The sequence below is a fragment of the Streptomyces sp. TLI_053 genome (assembly GCF_900105395.1).
Taxonomy (GTDB): domain Bacteria; phylum Actinomycetota; class Actinomycetes; order Streptomycetales; family Streptomycetaceae; genus Kitasatospora.
Map to the genome: position 1 here is coordinate 5,202,404 of NZ_LT629775.1, position 19,499 is coordinate 5,221,902.

General features: G+C 75.0%; 17 protein-coding genes. 13 read left to right on the forward strand and 4 right to left on the reverse strand.

The window, feature by feature from the left end; genetic code table 11:
* Positions 1–57 precede the first annotated feature (57 nt).
* The 5 genes from BLU95_RS21090 (at position 58) to BLU95_RS44225 (ending at position 6,235) form a co-directional block, all read left to right on the forward strand.
* Complete coding sequence (locus BLU95_RS21090) at positions 58–840, forward strand: HAD family hydrolase (RefSeq protein ID WP_173862091.1); 783 nt, start codon at positions 58–60, stop codon at positions 838–840.
* Positions 837–3,248 carry a glycoside hydrolase family 65 protein gene (locus BLU95_RS21095; RefSeq protein ID WP_093861402.1) on the forward strand — a complete coding sequence of 804 codons (2,412 nt, stop codon included), beginning with the start codon at positions 837–839 and terminating at the stop codon, positions 3,246–3,248. Before BLU95_RS21090 ends, BLU95_RS21095 begins: the two co-directional genes overlap by 4 nt.
* A 119-nt stretch (positions 3,249–3,367) precedes the next feature.
* Positions 3,368–5,107, forward strand: coding sequence for a pyruvate dehydrogenase (locus tag BLU95_RS21100; protein ID WP_093865019.1), 1,740 nt, complete (start codon positions 3,368–3,370; stop codon positions 5,105–5,107).
* A 179-nt stretch (positions 5,108–5,286) separates the two neighbouring features.
* Entirely contained in the window at positions 5,287–5,961 is a 675-nt protein-coding gene (locus BLU95_RS21105) for a helix-turn-helix domain-containing protein (RefSeq protein ID WP_093861403.1), read from the forward strand.
* A 31-nt stretch (positions 5,962–5,992) separates the two neighbouring features.
* The gene (locus BLU95_RS44225) at positions 5,993–6,235 is read left to right on the forward strand and encodes a DUF6126 family protein (protein WP_093861404.1); all 243 of its coding nucleotides are present in this window, start codon (positions 5,993–5,995) and stop codon (positions 6,233–6,235) included.
* Between the two features lie 18 nt (positions 6,236–6,253).
* Here the strand turns inward: BLU95_RS44225 and pdxR are convergent, their stop codons facing one another.
* Positions 6,254–7,924, reverse strand: a complete 1,671-nt coding sequence (gene pdxR / locus BLU95_RS21115; RefSeq protein WP_093861405.1) for a MocR-like pyridoxine biosynthesis transcription factor PdxR — start codon at positions 7,922–7,924, stop codon at positions 6,254–6,256.
* 84 nt (positions 7,925–8,008) lie between these two features.
* On the opposite strand from pdxR, the gene BLU95_RS21120 reads away from it, so the two are divergent.
* The gene (locus tag BLU95_RS21120) at positions 8,009–8,983 is read left to right on the forward strand and encodes a hypothetical protein (protein ID WP_159424960.1); all 975 of its coding nucleotides are present in this window, start codon (positions 8,009–8,011) and stop codon (positions 8,981–8,983) included.
* A 6-nt stretch (positions 8,984–8,989) separates the two neighbouring features.
* On the opposite strand, the gene BLU95_RS21125 is transcribed toward BLU95_RS21120, so the two are convergent.
* On the reverse strand, positions 8,990–9,484 hold the full coding sequence (locus BLU95_RS21125) for a carboxymuconolactone decarboxylase family protein (protein ID WP_231977710.1): 495 nt from the start codon (positions 9,482–9,484) through the stop codon (positions 8,990–8,992).
* 96 nt (positions 9,485–9,580) lie between these two features.
* On the opposite strand from BLU95_RS21125, the gene BLU95_RS21130 reads away from it, so the two are divergent.
* The 4 genes from BLU95_RS21130 to BLU95_RS21145 all read left to right on the forward strand — a co-directional run bounded on the left by BLU95_RS21130 (position 9,581) and on the right by BLU95_RS21145 (position 13,270).
* Positions 9,581–10,474, forward strand: coding sequence for a sigma-70 family RNA polymerase sigma factor (locus BLU95_RS21130; protein WP_093861407.1), 894 nt, complete (start codon positions 9,581–9,583; stop codon positions 10,472–10,474).
* Between the two features lie 221 nt (positions 10,475–10,695).
* Positions 10,696–11,070: a YciI family protein gene (locus tag BLU95_RS21135; protein ID WP_093861408.1), complete on the forward strand. Its 375-nt coding sequence runs from the start codon at positions 10,696–10,698 to the stop codon at positions 11,068–11,070.
* Between the two features lie 86 nt (positions 11,071–11,156).
* Entirely contained in the window at positions 11,157–12,470 is a 1,314-nt protein-coding gene (locus BLU95_RS21140; protein ID WP_093865021.1) for an RNA polymerase sigma factor, read from the forward strand.
* Entirely contained in the window at positions 12,467–13,270 is an 804-nt protein-coding gene (locus BLU95_RS21145) for an alpha/beta fold hydrolase (protein ID WP_093861409.1), read from the forward strand. Before BLU95_RS21140 ends, BLU95_RS21145 begins: the two co-directional genes overlap by 4 nt.
* Positions 13,271–14,338: 1,068 nt before the next feature.
* Here the strand turns inward: BLU95_RS21145 and BLU95_RS21150 are convergent.
* On the reverse strand, positions 14,339–14,920 hold the full coding sequence (locus BLU95_RS21150) for a GNAT family N-acetyltransferase (protein WP_093861410.1): 582 nt from the start codon (positions 14,918–14,920) through the stop codon (positions 14,339–14,341).
* Between the two features lie 143 nt (positions 14,921–15,063).
* Between BLU95_RS21150 and BLU95_RS21155 the strand changes: the two genes are divergently transcribed.
* Together BLU95_RS21155 and BLU95_RS21160 are read left to right on the forward strand one after the other, a co-directional pair.
* The gene (locus BLU95_RS21155; RefSeq protein WP_093861411.1) at positions 15,064–16,950 is read left to right on the forward strand and encodes a protein kinase domain-containing protein; all 1,887 of its coding nucleotides are present in this window, start codon (positions 15,064–15,066) and stop codon (positions 16,948–16,950) included.
* A 114-nt stretch (positions 16,951–17,064) separates the two neighbouring features.
* Positions 17,065–17,565, forward strand: coding sequence for a hypothetical protein (locus BLU95_RS21160; protein WP_093861412.1), 501 nt, complete (start codon positions 17,065–17,067; stop codon positions 17,563–17,565).
* A 72-nt stretch (positions 17,566–17,637) separates the two neighbouring features.
* Here BLU95_RS21160 and BLU95_RS21165 read toward each other — a convergent pair whose 3' ends face one another.
* Positions 17,638–18,435 (reverse strand): NRDE family protein, encoded by a 798-nt coding sequence (locus tag BLU95_RS21165; protein WP_197698607.1) that lies wholly within the window; start codon positions 18,433–18,435, stop codon positions 17,638–17,640.
* 561 nt (positions 18,436–18,996) lie between these two features.
* On the opposite strand from BLU95_RS21165, the gene BLU95_RS21170 reads away from it, so the two are divergent.
* Positions 18,997–19,491, forward strand: coding sequence for a carboxymuconolactone decarboxylase family protein (locus tag BLU95_RS21170; RefSeq protein WP_093861414.1), 495 nt, complete (start codon positions 18,997–18,999; stop codon positions 19,489–19,491).
* The last annotated feature ends 8 nt before the right edge of the window (positions 19,492–19,499 follow it).

Here is a 19,499-nt window from a genome sequence, read left to right on the forward strand (position 1 = left end):
GCGACGCGCCGCCGGGAATGGGCGGTCGAACGCGCTCCGGCGGGTAAGACTGCACCCATGCTGGGGCTACCGGACGACATCCGCGCTTTCCTGTTCGACCTCGACGGGGTGCTCACCCAGACCGCCACGGTGCACGCCGCGGCCTGGAAGGACACCTTCGACGCCTTCCTGCGCGCCGAAGCCGCCCGCACCGGCGGGCCGTTCACCCCCTTCGACGCCGTCGCCGACTACGACGCCTACGTGGACGGGCGGCCCAGACTCGACGGCACCCGCGCCTTCCTCGGCAGCCGGGGCATCGAGCTGCCCGAGGGCACCGACGCCGACCCGCCGGGCGCCCGCACCGTGCAGGGCGTCAGCCGGGCCAAGAACGACACCGTGCTGCGGATGATCCGCGAGCAGGGCGTCGCCCCGTACCCGGGCTCCGTCGACTACGTGCGCCGGCTGCGCGCGCTCGGCCTGCCCACCGCCGTGGTCTCGTCCAGCGCCAACTGCCGGGACGTGCTGCGCGCCGCGGGCATCGAGGGCTACTTCGACGTGATCGTGGACGGTCTCGTCGCCGCCCGGGACGCACTGCCGGGCAAGCCCGCGCCGGACACCTACCTGGCCGCCGCCCGGACCCTGGGCGTCGAGCCCGCGCACGCCGCCGTGTTCGAGGACGCGCTGGCCGGGGTCGCCTCCGGCCGGGCCGGCGGCTTCGGCGCGGTGGTCGGGGTGGACCGGGTCGGCCAGGCCGCCGAACTGCGCCGCGACGGCGCCACCGTGGTGGTCCGGGACCTCGCCGAACTGATCCCCGACCCCGGGCCGCAGGCCCCCGGCAAGCCCGAGGAGACACCGGCATGACCGGTCAGGAGCAACCCTTCGTCGTCGACCCGTGGCAGGTCGTCGAACCGGGCCTCGACCTCACCTCGATGGCCCGCGCCGAATCCGTGTTCGCGCTCTCCAACGGCCACATCGGCCTGCGCGCCAACCTCGACGAGGGCGAGCCGCACGGCCTGCCCGGCACCTACCTCAACGGTGTCTTCGAGCTGCGCCCGATGCCCTACGGCGAGGGCGGCTACGGCTACCCGGAGTCCAGCCAGAGCGTCATCAACGTCACCAACGGCAAGATCGTCCGGCTGCTGGTCGACGACGAGCCCTTCGACCTCCGCTACGGCGAACTGGTCTCCCACCGCCGCTGGCTGGACTTCCGGGACGGCCTGCTGCGGCGCTCCGCCGAGTGGACCTCCCCGGCCGGGCGGACCGTCCGGGTCGACTCCACCCGGCTGGTCTCGCTCACCCAGCGGGCGGTCGCCGCGGTCGAGTACACCGTGGAGGCGGTGGACGCCCCGGTGCGGATCGTGCTGCAGAGCGAGCTCGTGGCCAACGAGCAACTGCCAGGCGGCGCCGACGGCGACCCCAGGGCCGCCGCGGTGCTCGAGGCCCCGCTGCTCGCCGAGGCCAGCCACGCCGGCGGGACGAAGGCGGTGCTGGTGCACCGCACCCGCTACAGCGGCATCCGGGTCGCCGCCGGCATGGACCACGTGATCGAGGGGCCGGACCGGCTGGACACCGTCGCCGAGGCCGAGGACGACCACTGCCGGATCAGCGTCACCACCGTGCTCCGCCCCGGCGAGCGGCTGCGACTGGTGAAGTTCATGGCCTACGGCTGGTCCGGGACCCGCTCGCTGCCCGCCGTCCGGGACCAGGTGGAGGCCGCGCTGACCGCCGCCCGGTACACCGGCTGGGACGACCTGGTCGCCGAACAGGCCGCCTACCTCGAGGAGTTCTGGGAGACCAGCGACGTCGAGATCGAGGGCGACGTCGAACTCCAGCAGGCCGTCAGGTTCGCCCTCTTCCACGTCCTCCAGGCCGGGGCCCGGAGCGAGGAGCGCGCCATCCCGGCCAAGGGCCTGACCGGCCCCGGCTACGACGGGCACAGCTTCTGGGACACCGAGGCCTTCGTCCTGCCGGTGCTCACCTACTGCCTGCCGTCCGCCGTCACCCAGGCCCTGCGCTGGCGGCACACCACCCTGCCGATGGCCCGCGAGCGCGCGGTCCAGCTCGGCCTGGCCGGGGCGGTGTTCCCCTGGCGGACGATCCGCGGCGAGGAGTGCTCCGGCTACTGGCCGGCCGGCACCGCCGCGTTCCACATCGGCGCGGACATCGCGGTCGCCGTCGCCCGCTACGTCCGGACCAGCGGGGACGTCGAGTTCGAGCGCGAGTACGGGCTCGAACTGCTGGTCGAGACGGCCCGGATGTGGCGCTCGCTCGGCCACCACGACGCCGCCGGCCGGTTCCGGATCGAGGGCGTGACCGGCCCCGACGAGTACAGCGCCGTCGCCGACAACAACGTCTACACCAACCTGATGGCGCAGACGAACCTGCTCGCCGCCGCCGAGTCGGCCGCCCGGCACCCGCGCGAGGCCGCCGCGCTCGGCGTCGACACCGAGGAGACGGCCGCCTGGCGGGACGCCGCCGCGGCGATGTTCGTCCCGTACGACGCCGACCTCGGCGTCCACCCGCAGGCCGACGGCTTCACCGACCACCAGGTCTGGGACTTCGAGAACACCCCGGCGGAGAACTACCCGCTGCTGCTGCACTACCCGTACTTCGACCTGTACCGGAAGCAGGTGGTCAAGCAGGCCGACCTGGTGCTCGCCATGCAGGTCCGCGGCGACGCGTTCACCGACGAGCAGAAGGCCCGCAACTTCGCCTACTACGAGCGGCTGACCGTCCGCGACTCCTCGCTCTCCGCGTGCACCCAGGCCGTGATCGCCGCCGAGGTCGGCCAGCTCGACCTCGCCTACGACTACACCGCCGAGGCTGCCCTGATGGACCTCCACGACCTCGGCGGCAACACCCGGGACGGCCTGCACATGGCCTCGCTCGCCGGTGCCTGCATCGCGCTGGTCGCGGGCTTCGGCGGACTGCGCGACCACGGCGAGGCGCTGTGGTTCCGGCCCAGGCTGCCGGCCGGGCTGACCCGGATCGGCTTCTCGCTGCTGATCCGGGGGAAGCTGCTCGCGGTGCGGATCGACCACGACGAGACCACGTACACGCTGCGCCGGGGCGACGTGATCCACCTGCGGCACGACGGGGAGCCGGTGCAGGTGAAGGCCGGCGAACCGGTCTCGCTGCCGACCACCTCGCCGCCCTCCCAGGAGCGCTGCGCCCAGCCGCCCGGCCGCGAACCGGCCCGCCGCCAGCCCCAGGCGGGCGTGCCCGGCGGCCGCATCTCCTCCGGCCCGGACCACCTCGCCGCCGAGTAGACCGCGCTCTCCGGGCGCCCTCCGCCGCCGCCCCCCTTCACCCCTACGGGCCACCCCCGGGTGCGGGGGGCGGCGGGGCGGCGGAGGGTGCTGGTGTCGTGCGTCCCCGGCAGCAGGAGATCCCCGTGGTGAGTGTGGCCGAGCAGATGGTGGCGGTGCTCCGGCAGGCCGGCGTGGAGCGGGTCTACGGCGTGGTCGGCGACAGCCTGAATCCCGTGGTGGACGCCATCCGCCGGACGGAGGGCATCGGCTGGGTGCACGTCCGCAACGAGGAGGCCGGTGCCTTCGCCGCCGCCGCCGAGGCCGAGCTGACCGGCCGGCTCGCGGTCTGCGCCGGCTCCTGCGGACCCGGCAACACCCACCTCGTCCAGGGCCTCTACGACGCGCAGCGCAGCGGCGTCCCCGTGCTCGCCCTGGCCTCCCACATCCCCTCCGGCCAGATCGGCACCGGCTTCTTCCAGGAGACCCACCCGGAGCGGGTGTTCACCGACTGCAGCGGCTGGTGCGAGATGCTCTCCACCGCCGCCCAGATGCCCCGGCTGCTGCGGATCGCGATCCAGCACGCCCTCGGCGCCCGGGACGTCTCGGTGCTGGCCTTCCCCGGCGACGTGGCGGCGCTGTCCGCCGCCGCCCCGACCGGCAGCAGCCACTTCCTCACCGAACGGGCCGTCGCCGCCCCGCCCTGGTCCCAGGTGCAGGAGCTGGCCCGGCTGCTCAACGCCGCGCCCAGGGTGGCGCTGTTCTGCGGCGCGGGCGTCCGCGACGCGCACGCCGAGGTGATGGAGCTCGCGGCCACCCTGTGCGCGCCGGTCGGGCACTCCCTGCGCGGCAAGGAGTGGATCCAGTACGACAACCCGTACGACGTCGGGATGAGCGGCCTGCTCGGCTACGGCGCCTGCCACGAGGCCCTGCACTCCGCCGACCTCGTCCTGCTGCTGGGCACCGACTTCCCCTACGACTCCTTCCTGCCCCAGGCCCGCACCGTCCAGGTGGACCACGACGCCACCCGGCTCGGCCGCAGGACGGCGCTGGACCTCGCCGTGCACGGCGACGTCCCGGCCACCCTGCGGGCGGTGCTGCCGCTGCTGGAGCGCAAGACCGACCGGACCTTCCTCGACGACATGCTGCGCCGCCACTGCCGGGCGCTGGAGGACGTGGTCGGCGCCTACACCCGGGACATCGCGAAGCACCTGCCGATCCACCCGGAGTACGTGGCCTCGGTGCTGGACGAGGTGGCCGCCGACGACGCGGTCTTCACCGTCGACACCGGGATGAACAACGTCTGGGCCGCCCGGTACCTTCGGCCCAACGGGCGCCGCCGGGTCATCGGCTCCTTCCTGCACGGGTCGATGGCCAACGCGCTGCCGCACGCGATCGGCGCCCAACTCGCCTTCCCGGGGCGGCAGGTGGTGGCGATGTCGGGCGACGGCGGGCTGTCGATGCTGCTCGGCGAGCTGCTCACGGTGGCCAGGCACCGGCTGCCGGTGAAGACCGTGGTCTTCAACAACGGCGCGCTCGGCATGATCAAGCTGGAGATGCTGGTGTCCGGCTACCCGGAGTCGGAGGTCGACAACGGGGACGTCGACTACGCCGGGATCGCCCGGGCGATGGGCATCCCGGCCAAGCGGGTCACCGAGCCGGCGCGGGTGCGGGAGGTCCTGGCGGAGGCGCTGGAACGGCCGGGCCCGGCCCTGGTGGACGTGGTCACCGACCCGAACGCGCTGTCCGTGCCGCCGCACATCACCGCGGCCCAGCTGAAGGGCTTCGCGCTGGCCGCCGGCCGTACGGTGCTGTCGGGCGGGGTGGGGCGCATGATCGACCTGGCCCGGTCCAATCTGCGGAACATCCCCCGGCCGTAGGGCCCGCCCCGGCGGCGGGGTCCGCCGCCGGTCGTCGGGGGGCGGCCGTCGGGGGGTGCCGGTCGTCGGAGGCCCCGGTCGTCGGAGGTGCTGGCGCCGGGTGGTTCGGGCTCACGGGGTGATTTGCCTCATGGGCAAAAAGTTTTGCCCGAGCGGCACAAGAGGTGTCCACTGGGCACATGACCACCAGCCCAGCCGGTCCGCCCGCCGAACCCGGCGTTCCCGCCGCCACCGTCCCGGTCGCCCCCGCGGACGAGCACGAGACGCCGGAGGTGGCCGGCCTCGCCGCGAGGCTGCGCGAGCACCGGCTCGGCAGCCGCCTCACCCTCGAGGTCGCCGCCGCCCGGGTCGGTCTCTCCCCAGCCTACTTGTCCCGGCTGGAGACCGGGCGCCGGCAGCCCTCGCTCCCCGTCCTGCTCGGCCTCGCCCGCGCCTACGGCACCTCCGTCTCCGGTCTGCTCGGCGAGGCGTTCACCGAGCCCGACCCGGTGGTGCGCGGCGGTGCGATCGAACCGGGCCGGGCCGGCGGCTGGGGCTACCGGCGGGCCGGCGCGCCCGGCCGGGCGATGCAGGCGCTGCGCGTGCACGTCCCCCCGAGCGTGCAGGACGCGGTGGTCCGGGTCCACCCGGGCGAGGAGTGGCTGTACGTGCTCCGCGGCCGGCTCAGGCTGACCCTCGGCGAGCGGGTCCACCTGCTCGACGAGGGCGACTCGGCGCACTTCGACTCGCTCACGCCGCACTGCATCGCCGCCGACTCCTCGTCCGGGGTCGAGCTGCTCTTCATGCACACCCTGCTGCAGAGCCCCGGCGGCGAACTCTGTCTCGGCGGCGGCCCCGCCGCCCCGCACCACTGACCCGACGTCAGGACATCCGGAGGAGATCCCCATGGCCGATCCCACCACCACCGAGACCGGGGCCGTGTCCGCCCCCGCCGCCGCTGTGCCCGCCGCCGCAGTCCCCGCCCCTCCGGCCGTCGCGGCCGTGCGCGAGAAGCCGGCCAAGACCATCGACGCGGGCAAGCAGGCCAACCGCCGCATCGGCGTCCGCCTGGTGATCTACACCGTCGCCACCCATGCCTTCGCCGGCTTCATCCTGCTCCTCTTCGAGCTGGGCAACCGCAACAAGTAGCCCGCCGCCGGGGGCTGTTCAGCTCTCGCGGAGGATCCCGCAGAGGGCGTCCAGGGCGGCCGGGAAGGCGCGGTCGGACGGCGTCGCGTAGCCGACGACCAGGGCCGGAGCGACCCCCGGGGCTCCGGAGTCCGGGGCGGCGTCCGGAGCGGTCCCGGGAGCGGTGTCCGGCCGGGCTTCCGGCGCGGCGGGCGGCTCCGGGGCCCGTTCGGCGTCCGGCCCGGCCCGGTACCAGTCGAGCCCGCTGAGGACCAGGCCGGCCGCCCGGGCCCGCTCCAGCAGCTCCGCCTCCGGACGGGAGCCCGGCGGCAGCTGCAGGACGGCGTGCAGTCCGGCGGCGATCCCGGTCACCCGCACCCGCGGCGCCCGCTCGGCGAGCGCCGCGACCAGCAGGTCCCGGCGGCGCCGGTAGTGCAGCCGGCAGCGCCGCACGTGCCGGTCGTAGCGGCCCGAGGTGATCAGCTCGGCGAAGGTGAGCTGGTCGGTCACCGGACTCATGGTGTCCGCCAGGGACTTGAGCCGGGCGACCGGCTCCACCAGCTCGTCCGGGAGGGCCAGCCAGGCCAGCCGCAGACCGGGGGCCAGGCTCTTGGCGGCGGTGCCGCCGTATACCACGCGGTCCGGATCGAGCGCCTGCATCGCGCCCAGCGGCTGCCGGTCGTAGCGGAACTCGCCGTCGTAGTCGTCCTCGATCACGTACCCGTCCCGCTCCCGGGCCCAGCGGACGGCCGCCGCCCGCCGGTCGGCGGCCAGCGCCGCCCCGGTCGGGAACTGGTGGGCCGGGGTGAGCAGCACCGCCTCCGGGGGCTCCGCGCCACCGCCCGGGCCGTCCAGCAGATCGGTACGCGCCCCGTCGCGGTCCAGCGGCAGCGGGACGAGGCCGAGCCCGGCCGCCCGCAGGACCTCGCGCTGCGGGGGCAGCCCGTAGCCCTCGACCGCGATCCGGCCCGCCCCGCGCCCGCGCAGCGCGGCGGCCAGCAGGCCGAGGCCCTGGCCGAAGCCGGCGCACACCAGCAGCCGGTCCGGATCCGTGCGCACGCCCCGGACCCGGGCCAGGTAGTCGCTGAGCGCCCGCCGCAGCTCGATCCGGCCGAGCGGCGAGCCGTAGTCGAAGGCGTCGTGCGGGGCGACGGCCAGCGCCCGCCGGGCGCTGGCCAGCCAGGCGCTGCGCGGGAACAGCGAGAGGTCGGGCCGTCCGGCGAGCAGGTCGTGCCGCCCGGTGGGCCGGCGGTCGGCGCGGACGGTGACGGGGCGCCCGGCGGGCCGGGGCGCGGCGCGCTCGGCGACCGTGGTGCCGGAACCCGGGCGGGCACCGAGCCAGCCCTCGGCGGTCAGCTGCCCGTACACCTCGACGACGGTGTTGCGGGCGATGCCGAGGTCCTCGCCCAGCGCCCGGGAGGACGGCAGCCGGGTGCCCGGGGCGAGCCGCCCGTCCTGGACGGCCTCGCGCAGCGCGTCCTCCAGGGCGGCCCGCAGCCCGGCCCCGGCGGCCCGGCGTTCACCGAGGTCCAGGTGCAGGTCGCCGCCGAACGCCGTCCACGGGGCGTTGTCGCGGACCCGGCCGCCGCGGCCGCCGCGGGGCGCGTCGCCGGAGGCCCCGGAGCTGTCCCGGGGGGCGCTCCGGGGGGTGTCGGGAGCGTTCCGGGGGGCGCTCGGCACGGGGCCGGGGGTCGTTCGGGGGCGGCTCATGGCGGGATTATCCCCGCGCTCCCCGCGGCCCGCGGATCTCCGATACATTGCGCCGGACGCACGACCGCGGTGGGGGTGGCGAACATGGCTGGCCAGTACGGGAGTTCGGCGGTGCCGCGGCGGCGCCGGCCCGGTCGCGGGGGCTGCCTCGGCGCCTTCCTGGCGCTGCTGTGCTGCGGGGCACTGGGCTACCCGCTGGCCGTACCGGTCCTGATACCGGCCCTGATGGCGGCCCAGAGCCCGCCGCAGCACGTCACCCCGGGGCAGTACGCGGTCCTGGCCGGCATCGCGTACGCGGTCGCGCTGCTGCTCGACCGGCAGGCGTCCCGGCGCCGCCGCCGGGTCGCGCCCTGGGTGCTGCCCGTCCGGGCCGCCGTCCTGGCCGGCGCCTGTTCGCTGCTCGCCCACCTGGTCGGCGCGTACGCGGTGCCGAAGCTCCTCGGCACCCAGGACCCGGCCTCGGCGAACGGTTACGCCCTGCAGTGCCTCGCGGTCGGCGCCTTCGCCTGGGGCTGGCGGACCTCGCTCCGCGCCTGGGCCGGCGACCTGCTGGAACGGCCGCCGGTCCGCCCGGCCCGCACCGGCACCGGGCGCTCCGCCACGCGCACCACCACCGTCACCCGGCCGTCGGCGGGGGAGGTGTGGGTGGCGATGGTGCCGTTCCGGGACCGGGCGGAGGCCGCCCGGCACTACTGCGTCGTGGTCGGCACCCGGTCCGGCTACGCCGAGGTGCTGCAGATCACGAGCAAGGACAAGGACCACCGGGACGACTACATCCGGATGGAGAACGAGGGCTGGGACCGCACCGGCAAGGCCTCCTGGGTGGAGATCGGGCTGGCCCCGCGCCGGGTGCCGTACGACAGCTTCCTCTCCGACCACCCGCAGGGCCCCTGCCCGCCGCGGATCTGGCGGGAGATCCAGCGCCGCCAGGCCGCCCTCGGCGCCGCCCGCCCGCCGCGCCCGCGTCCGGTCGGCGGCACCGGACCGGTCGGCGGCTCGGGCCCGTCCGGCCGCGGCCCGCGCCGCCCCCCGACCTCCGCCCGCGGCCCCCACGCCTGACCCGGATCAGCCCCAGGTCGCGCCGGCGGGCTCCTGGACCGTCGCGTTGATCCGGTTGAAGAAGTTCGTCAGCCCGATCATCAGGATGATCGCCGAGAGCTGCTCCTCGTCGAAGTGGTCCGCCGCCGCGTCCCAGACCGCGTCCGGCACCGCCTGGCCGGAACGGTCGGCGATCCGGGTCGCCGCCTCGGTGAGTTCGAGTGCGGCCCGCTCCTCCTCGTCGAAGAACGGCGCCTCCCGCCAGGCGGCGACGGCGTGCAGCCGCTCGTCCGTCTCACCGGCCTTCTTGGCACCGGTGACGCCGGCGAACACGCAGGCGCTGCACCCGTTGATCTGGCTGGCCCGCAGGTGCACCAGCTCCAGGATCCGGTGCGGGACCCCGCCCTGGTACATCGCCTTGTAGATGCTCTGGATGCCCTTCATGGCGTCCGGCAGGACCATGGCGGGGTTCTTCATACGGGCGGTGTGGGTGGTGGCGCGGGCGGTCGCGTTGGTGGTCATCGGTGGCTCCTCGGTCTGGGTCGTCCGCGTCCTCGTCACGCGGAGCGGTTAACGTCCGTCAAAGAACCGACGGATCCCGATGCGAGGATGTGACAGGTGGACGGGGAAGATTTTCTGGCGGACCGCTTCGAGGAGCACCGGCCCCATCTCCGGGCGGTGGCCTACCGGATGCTCGGCTCGCTGAGCGAGGCCGAGGACGCGGTACAGGAGACCTGGTTCAAACTGAGCCGCTCCGACGTCAGCGAGGTGGCCAACCTGGCCGGCTGGCTGACCACCGTGGTCGGACGGGTCTGCCTGGACCTGCTGCGCTCGCGGGTGGCCCGCCGCGAGGACCCGCTGGAGCACCAGGACGGCCAGGAGGTCAGGCTGCCCGATCCGGTCATCGGCGGCCTCCGGGCCCTCGACCCCGAACAGGAGATACTCACGGCCGACTCGGTCGGCATCGCACTGATGATCGTCCTGGAGACGCTGGCACCGGCGGAGCGGCTCGCCTTCGTCCTGCACGACATGTTCTCGGTGCCGTTCGACGAGATCGCCCCGATCCTCGACCGCACCTCCGCCTCCACCCGCCAGCTCGCCAGCCGCGCCCGGCGACGGGTCCAGGGCGCCGCACCGGCGCCGGACAGCGACCTGGCGCTGCGGCGCGAGGTGGTGCAGGCGTTCCTGACCGCCGCCCGCGGCGGGGACTTCGAGGCGCTGCTCGCCGTCCTCGACCCCGACGTGGTGGCCAGGACCGACGCCGGCGCGCTGCGCCCGGCGGTGCTGCGGCGCGGCGCCCGGAACGTGGCGGCCGGGGCGAGCGCGTTCGGTTCGCGCTTCGACGGACAGTCGCGCCTGCTGCTGGTCGACGGCGAACCGGCGGTGGCCACCTTCACCGACGGCCGCCCGGTCTCGCTCGCGGTGTTCACCGTGCGCGGTGGCAAGGTCACGGCGCTGCACATCTTCGCCGACCCGGAGCGTCTGGAGCGGCTCGGCCTGACGGCCGGCTGACGCGGTGCCCCCCGCCGCCGACCGGGTGCCCGCCCGGCCGGCGGCGGGGCGGCGCGCCGGACCCCTGCCTCCCCGCGGGGCCGGACCCCTGCCTCCCCGCCGCTCCGTCCGGCAGGATGTCGAAAAGATCCTGCTCCCGGGATGTCGAGGTGGCGTGCTCCGCTCCGACCGAAGGGTGAGAGCGCCCCGAACGGAGCGCACGGACCGGGAGGACACCCGAGATGAAGTACATCGCGATGATCTACGGCAACCAGGCCAAGTGGGACGCGTTCCCGGCCGAGGAGTGGCCGGCGGCGATCGCCAAGCAGGAGGCGTTCAACACCAGGTACCGCGAGACCGGCGAACTCCTCGGCGCCTACGGCCTCGCCGACGCGGCCGCCGCCCAGCTGGTCCGCCGCGCCGAGGGCCTGCCCGTCGTCACCGACGGCCCGTACCTGGAGACCAAGGAGTACCTGGCCAGCTTCTACCTCCTCGACTGCGAGAGCCTGGAACGCGCCCAGCGGATCGCCGCCGACATGCCCTTCGCCGACGTCGACCCGGTGGAGCTGTGGCCGGTCCTGCACGAGTCCCCGTCCCCCGACGCGGCGGACGTGTGAGCGGCGGCCCACTCCCCGGACCGGACGGCCCCGAGAGGCTGCCGGACGGACCGGGCGGACCGGGCGGACCGGACGGCCTGGGCGGCCTGGGCGGACCGGGCGACCTCGGGGGTCTGCTGCGCGAACTCGCGCCGCAGGCCCTCGGGGCGCTGGTGCGCCGCCACGGCCGCGGCCTCTTCGACGCCTGCGAGGACGCCGTGCAGGAGGCGCTGATCGCCGCCGCCACCCAGTGGCCGGCCGAGGGCGTGCCGGACAACCCCCGCGGCTGGCTGGTGACGGTCGCCTCCCGGCGGCTGGTCGACACCGTCCGCAGCGAGGCGGCCCGCCGCCGCCGCGAGGACGCCCTCGCCCTCGCCACCCCGCAGTCCGCCCTGCTCGGCCCCGCCCCCGACGCGGCGGCCGACGCCGACCGGGACGACTCCCTGCACCTGCTGTTCCTCTGCTGCCACCCCGACCTGTCCGCACCCAGCCGGATCGCCCTCACCCTGCGCGCCGTCGGCGGTCTGACGACGGCGCGGATCGCGGCCGCGTTCCTGGTGCCCGAGGCGACGATGGCGCAGCGGATCAGCCGCGCGAAGCAGACCGTCCGCTCCTCCGGCCTGCCCGCACGGCAGCCGGCCGAGCGCCTCGCCGAGGTCCGCCAGGTCCTGTACCTGATCTTCAACGAGGGCTACACCACCAGCGACGGCGAGGACCTGACCGCCCCGGAACTCTCCACCGAGGCGATCCGGCTGGCCCGGCTGCTGCTCCGGCTGGTCCCGGACGACCCCGAGACCGCCGGACTGCTGGCCCTCATGCTGCTCACGGACGCCCGCCGGCCCGCCCGCACCGGCCCGGGCGGGGTCCTGGTGCCGCTGGCGGAGCAGGACCGTTCGCGGTGGAACCGGCCCCTGCTGGAGGAGGGCGTGGCCCTGATCGGCCGGACCCTGCCGCGCGGACCGGTCGGCCCGTACCAGGTCCAGGCCGCGATCGCCGCCGTGCACGACGAGGCGCCGGACGCGGACTCCACGGACTGGCCGCAGATCCTGGCCCTCTACGACGTGCTCGAGGGCTTCGGGCCGAACCCCTTCGTCACCCTCAACCGGGCCGTCGCCCTCGCCCTGGTGGACGGGCCGGCGGCCGGCCTGGCCGCGCTCGCCCCGCTGGCGGAGGACCGGAGGTTCGCCCGCCACCACCGCCTCCTCGCCACCCGGGCCCACCTGCTGGAACTGCTCGGCGACCCGGCGGCCGCCACCGCCTACCGCGAGGCCGCCCGCCGCACCACCAGCGCCCCCGAACGCCGGCACCTCACCGAGCGGGCGCGCCGGCTGGAGGCCGGGGGGCTTTCGGGGACCGAACACCGACCGGAGACCGAACACCGACCGGAGACCGAACACCGACCGGAGACCGACCACCGATGACCGAACGCACCGTGATCCGCGACGACGTCACCCTCGTCTGCCACGACCGTGGCGGCGACGGCCCGCCGCTGCTCCTGCTGCACGGACTCGCCGGGTACGGGGGCGAGTGGGACCCGCTCGCCCGGCACCTCGGGACGCGGTTCCGGGTGGTCACCGTCGACCAGCGCGGCCACGGCGCGAGCACCCGCCGCCCGGCCGACGTCTCCCGGGCGGCCCACGTCGCCGACGTGGCCGCCGTGATCGGGCAACTGGACCTCGGCCCGGTGACCCTGCTCGGCCAGTCCTACGGTGCGCACGCCGCGATGCTGGCCGCGGCCGCGCACCCGGAGCTCGTGGAGCGCCTGGTGCTGGTCGAGGCCGGACCGGCCGCCACTCCGGTCGGGACCGTCGCCGACATCGGCGCCTGGTTCGCCTCCTGGCCCGCCCCGTTCGCCACGCTGTCGGCCGCCGTGGAATTCCTCGGCGGCGGCCCCGTCGGCGAGGCATGGGCGGCCGGGCTGGAGGAACGCGCCGACGGCCGGCACCCGCGCTTCGACCCCGACATCATGGTGGCGGCCCTGACCGACAACACCCATCGCTCCTGGTGGGCCGAGTGGGGCCGGATCGCCTGCCCCACCCTGCTCGTCCTCGCGCAGTCCACCATCATCGACGCCGAGCAGCTCGACCGCATGCACCGCGACCGCCCCGACGCCGTCCTGGCCAGCGTCCCCGGCACCACCCACGACCTCCACCTCGAACGCCCGGAGGCGCTGGCGGAGTTGCTCGAGGATTTCTGCGCCGCCGGAGCCCCCCGCCACTGACCCGCCGCTGACCCGCCGCCACCGGCCCTCCCCGCGCGCGCCGCGCAGGAAGTCGGCGCGCTCGACTTCCTGCGCGACCGCCGTCCGGCCGCTGTGTCCTCGGGTCGCCGGGTCGTGCGGAGTCGTGCAGAAAGCTTTCCTCTTGGTGCGGGTGGCACAGAAAGTCGGGCGCGCCGACTTTCTGTGCGGCCGACTCGCTGCCGTGTCTTGGTCGGCCCCGGGGCGCGGCGGTGACGGGTGCGGGTGCGGTGCCCCTGGGCGGCGCAGGAAGTCGGTGTGCTCGACTTCCTGCGTGGGTTCCGAGTCCGGGTCCTCGGGGGTGCGGCGCCGATTCCGTTCGGGAGGTGGATGCTGCTGCCTTCCTGCACGGACGCCGCCCGGTTGCTGCGTTCTCGGGCCGCCGCGTCGTGCAGAAAGCTTTCCTCTGGGTGCGGGTGGCGTGGAAAGTCGGGCGCACCGACTTTCTGTGCGCGGCTTACTCGCTGCCGTGTCCCGGCCGGCACCGGGGTGCGGCGGTGGCGTGTGCGGGTGTGGTGCTCCTGGGTGGTGCGGGAAGTCGACGTCGCCGACTTCCTGCGCAGCCGCCGTCCGGCCGTTGGGTCCTCGGGCCTCCGGGTCGCCGGGTCGCCGGGTCGTGCGGAAAGGTTTCCTCACGGTGCGGTGAGTCGTGGTGGCGTGGAAAGTCGGGCGCGCCGACTTCCTGTGCGGCTTACTCGCTGCCGTGTCCCGGCCGGCCCCGAGGCGCGGCGGGTGCGGGTGCGGGTGCGGGTGCGGTGCCCCTGGGCGGCGCAGGAAGTCGATGTCGCCGACTTCCTGCGCCGCCGCCGTCCGGCCGTTGGGTTCTCGGGCCGTCGGGTCGTGCGGAGTCGTGCGGAAAGGTTTCCTCACGGTGCGGTGAGGTGTGGTGGCGTGGAAAGTCGGGCCCGCCGACTTTCTGTGTGGCTTACTCGCTGCCGTGTCCCGGCCGGCCCCGAGGCGCGGCGGGTGCGGGTGTGGTGCCCCTGGGTGGTGCGGGAAGTCGACCTCGCCGACTTCTCGCGCCACCCAGGGCGCCGGGCAGCCGTTGCGCTACCGGACCTGTTCGGGGGTCGATCGCAGCCGGACGTGCAGATGGCCCTGGAGGGGGTAGGCGGGCGGGGCCGCGGTGAGGACGCGGTCGAAGGCGTACCGGCTCTTCTCCGCGACCCGGCAGGAGGCGGTGTTGTCCACCTGGTGCAACAGTTCGAGCCGCTGGAGTCCGGTCGGGCCGAGGGTGTCGAAGGCCCAGCCGGTGAGCGCCTCCAGCGCGCGCGGGGCGATGCCCCGGCCCCGGGCGGGGGCGGACGTCCAGTAGCCGACCTCGGCGGTGTGCCCGCCGGGCGAGACCCGCTTGAGCACGAGGTTGCCCAACGGCGGCCCCGGCTCCGCGCCCGGCAGCGCCTCCAGGACGGCGAAGGCGAACCGGTGTCCCGCCGCCCAGGCCTCCTGCTGGGTGCCGACCCAGCGGAGCGCGTCCGCCTCGTCGTCGACGACCGAGGTCGTCCAGTGGCGCAGCACCGGGTCCCGGTACACCTCGACGAGCGCGGGCGCGTCCTCGTTCCGCCAGGGCCGGAGCAGCAGGGCGGGGGCGGACGGGTCGGCGTCGACGGGCAGGACCATGGTGTCGTTCATCAGGCAATCGTATCCGGCGGAGCGGCCGACGCCTGGTCAACAGCCATGGCACCGCAGGTCGATGGAGGTGCCGTGGCCCGAGTGGCGCGTGGCAGACTGGTCGGCCGACGGACAGTTCGTTCGAGTAGGACACGGGGGCGGTCATGACCGGTCGGGGGACCGTGCTCGGCGGGCGCTACACGCTGACCGGGCGCATCGGCGGCGGCGGGATGGGCGCCGTCTGGCGGGCCGAGGACTCGGTGCTCGGGCGGCCGGTGGCGGTGAAGATCCTCCACCCGGCGCTGCTGGCCGACGTGACCTTCGCCGAACGCTTCCGCCGCGAGGCGCGTCTGCTCGCCCTGCTGGACCACCAGGGCATCGTCGACGTGCATGACTACGGCGAGGAGGAGCCGCCGGACGCGGACGGCGACCGTCTCGCCTACCTGGTGATGGAACTGGTCGACGGCCGGCCGCTGGACCGGGTCCTCGCCGCGGACGGCGCCTTCCCGCCCGCCCGGGCGCTCGGACTGCTCGCCGAGGCCCTGGACGCCCTGCACGCCGCCCACCGGCGCGGCATCGTGCACCGCGACGTCAAGCCGTCCAACCTCATGCTCCGGGCCGACGGCCGGGTGACGGTCACGGACTTCGGCATCGCCCGGTCCATGGCCGGGACCAGGCTCACGGCCTCGCACGCGGTGATCGGCACCGCGCTCTACATGGCTCCGGAACAGGCGGAGGGCAAGGCCGTCACCCCGGCCGTCGACCTCTACGCGATCGGCGTGGTCTGCTACGAACTGCTCGTCGGCAGGCCGCCGTTCACCGGCGGCGGCATGCTGGAGGTGGCGCTCAAGCATCTGCGCGAGCCCGCGCCGGAGCTGCCGGGGGACATCCCGGCGGCGGTGCGCGCGTTCGTCGCGACGGCGCTGGCGAAGGACCCGGGCGAGCGGTTCGCCGACGCGGCGGCGATGGCGGACGCGGCCCGGGCGGCGGCGGGCGGCGAGGGTCCGCCGGTGCTCCCGGTGCTCCCGGCGTCCGCGGTCGCGGAGCCCGCGGCCGCGGAGCCGGTCCCCACGGACCCACCGGCGGTGGAGGCGGCGGCCGCGGAACCGGTCGCCGCCGTGGCCCCCGTGGCGAGCACGGAACCGGCCGGGCGGACGCGCAGGCGGGGCTTCCTGGTGCCGGTGGTCCTGCCGATCGTGATCTCGGTCGGTACGGCCACCGCGCTGCTCGTCGACCGCGGGCCGTTCACCTCGCAGGCCCAGGAGCCGGGTTCGCCGCCCGCGGTCACGGTGACCATGACCGCCTGGCCGGCGGGTGCGTCGCCGACCGGGGGCCAGCCCCCGGCGCCGTCCCCGTCCCCGACGTCGCCCGCCGTCCCGACCGTCCCGGGTGCCCAGTCCGGCGTGCCGACCGGTGCGGCCGCCCCGGTCGCCCCGACTGGGAAGCCCACTCCGTCGCCCACCGCCCCGCCGTCGACCTCCGCGTCCCGGCCGGGCGGGTCCCCGTCGTCGGCTCCCGGTGCTTCGCAAGCACCTCAGCAGACAGCCGCCCAGACCCAACCGCCCGCCCCTGCCGCACCGTCCGCAGCCCCGGCCACCGCGCCCCAGGCCACCGCGTCGCCCCCGGCCACCGCCCCCGGCGGTGCTCCGGCGAGCGGCTGCGGCGGTACCAACTGGGGTTACATCACCAATGTCGGGGACGGTCTCCGCATGGGCCTGTCCCAGGACAGCCTCACCGGCGGCCAGGCCGTGGTCATGGGCGGTGCGACCGCCTACGGCTGGGTGCACACCGTCCCCAGCAGCTGGCACCAGTTCAACCCCTGCAAGCTGAGCGCCCCCGTCCTGGTGCAGGAGATGGACGGCCGGGTGGCGCTGTCCAACGGCTTCAGCTTCCTCACCAACTGGACGGTCACGGCCGCCACCGTCCCGGGGGCCTTCTACCTGAAGGACTACATGGGCCAGAACTGCCTGACCGACAACGGTGTCGGTGCCCAGCTCACCATGACCGCCTGCACCCCTGGCAACAAGTCCCAGGAGTTCCGCATCCCCTAGCGGCCATTAGTAGCTACTAGTAGGCGTTAAGGGCTGGACGTCGGCGCTGACGATGTGCCAGGATCGTCCTGCGGCCGACCGCAGGGGGCGGCCGCAGGAGGGGAGGACCCAGTCATGTCCCAGGAGAACCCGGAGTACGTGTCGGTACCGGTGCCGGCCCACCTCGTCCCGGCCGTGTACGCCTTCATCGCCGAGCGCAGCGGCGTCACCGCGGGTGCCGCCGCCGCGCCCACCGCCGGGGACCTCGCGATCAGGTCCCCGCAGGGCGAGCAGCAGCGCCGGCGCGACGAGTGGACCGTCGAGGACCTCCGCACGCTGATCAGCGACCGCCGCGACTCCGTCCAGGTGGTCGTGGCGATCCTCGACATCCTCGCCGAGCAGCCCGGTACCCGGGTCGGCTACGGCGACCTGGCCGGGGCGCTGAAGCTCGACCGCACCCGGCTGCGCGGAGCCCTGTCCGGCTTCACCCGCGTCCTGAAGGCCCACTACGAGCGGGAGTTCTGGCCCATGTGGTGGACCGAGGTGCCCGCGGGCGAGGGCCGGGGCAGCGAGTTCGTGTACTACGTCAGCGATGTCGTCGCGAGGCGCTGGCGTGAGGCCCGCGCCGAGGCGTGAGCGACGGTGAACGGAGCCGAGTGGCGGTCAACGCTACTCGGCGCCCGCCGTCCGCCTGTCACTGGGATCCGCTCACAGTTCCACCCGTCGCCAGCCGTCGCCGCCCGGTCCCACCGGGGCCGGGGCGAAGTCGTAGCGGACACCCTCCGGCCCGAGGGCGAGCAGGGAGATCGAGGAGGAGCCCCAGATCCGGCCGTTCCCGAAGTCGCGTCGCTGGACCAGGGCGGCGGGCGCGTCGAGGGGCAGACCGTCCCCGGTGACGACAGGCAGCCAGCTGCCCCAGGCCCGCTCGGTGTCCGGGGTGCCGAGCAGGGGGAGCGGACGGGGCTCGGCCTCGAACCGGGCCCGGAAGTGGGCGGCGCGGGCGGCCATCAGGGCGCGGATCCGCTCGGAGGCGGTGCGGTTCTCGGCCAGGCCCTCCGGTCCGTCGTTGAGGACGACACTCAGCCCGGCCGGCAGCTCCAGCTCGACGAGCCGGCCGCCGGTCCCGCCGCCCCAGCTCAGCACCCGGGCGCCTTCGGGGCGGACGACGACCAGGTGGAACGGGTCGTACCGGTCGAGGTCCAGCGCGTCGATCCGGCCGCCGCGGACGGCGAGCAGGGGCAGTTCACCGCGCGAGAGCCGGGCGGCCTCCGGTGCCGAGGTGCCGAATCCGTTCAGCAGGCAGGCCGCGACCGGTCCGGAGGCGCCGGAGTCCGTGCTGCCCGGCTCCACCGCGAGCCACGTCCCGCCCGCGACCAGGTCCAGCCCGCCGACCGCCGAGGGCTGCGCCGGCCAGTGGTGGGCGGGCGGCGACCAGCGCCGTCCCGTGTACTCGTCCCGTACCGACAGCAGCAGTACCGGCACCGCCGCGGACGGCTCGATGCTCACGAACGCCGTACACACGTCCAGTCCCCCTGACCTCGCCCTCCCCGCGATCCTCGCACGCCTGTTCGTCGATCGGGAGGGGGCCGGGCGCCCGGGCGTCGACGGTGTTCCGGGCGCTCCGGGCGCTCCGGGCGTCCTGAGCGTTCCCGGTGTCCTGAGCCTCCTGGGCGTCCGGACACGCCGGACGCCCAGGAGGCCCAGGAAGCTCGGGGCGCCCGGGATGCTCCCGGGCCCTTCGCCCGGCCCCGACCCGCCCCATGCTCCGCGCCCCATGCTCCGCGCACTTTGCAAAGTCCACTTTGCAAAGTGCGCGCAACCCGAGCCCTGCCCCTTGAGCCGCCCTGATTAGGGCATTTTCCACCCTTTCACACCCCTCGCCGCCCTCCCCGCTCTTCTCCACACTTTGCAAAGTCACACTTTGCAAAGTGCGGAGCGCGCAAGCAGGGGGACGGGAGAGAGTGGCGGAGGGCGGTCGGCGGCAAGTACCCGCCGCTGGAGTGGCCCACGATTTTCGTGTCCGAACGTACCGAACCGCCAGGCCACCACGCCCCTAGGCTGAGCGCTATGACGACCACGAACAACACCCCCGTCACCCCCGCCGACACCCCGGTCCCCGCGCCCGCCCAGCGCATCTCGCTGCCGGACCTCGCCCCCGACTTCTACAAGGCGATGATCAGCCTGGACCGCCGGGCCCGCCAGGGCGTGGACCCGGCCCTCGCCGAGCTGGTCAAGGTGCACGCCTCGATGATCAACGGCTGCGCCTTCTGCATCGACATGCACAGCACCGACGCCCTCGGCCAGGGCGAGCAGAACCACCGCCTGCTCTCCCTCCCGGCCTGGCGCGAGACCCCGTGGTTCACCGCCAAGGAGCGCGCCGCCCTGGCACTGACCGAGTCCTTCACCCTGCTCACCCAGGGCCATGTGCCGGACGCCGTCTACGACGAGGCGGCCGCGCACTTCGAGGAGGCCGAGCTGGCGCAGCTGATCGCGCTGATCATCACCATCAACGCTTGGAACCGGATCGGCGTCGGCACCCGGCTCAGCCCGGCCGCGAAGTAGCGGGCGGC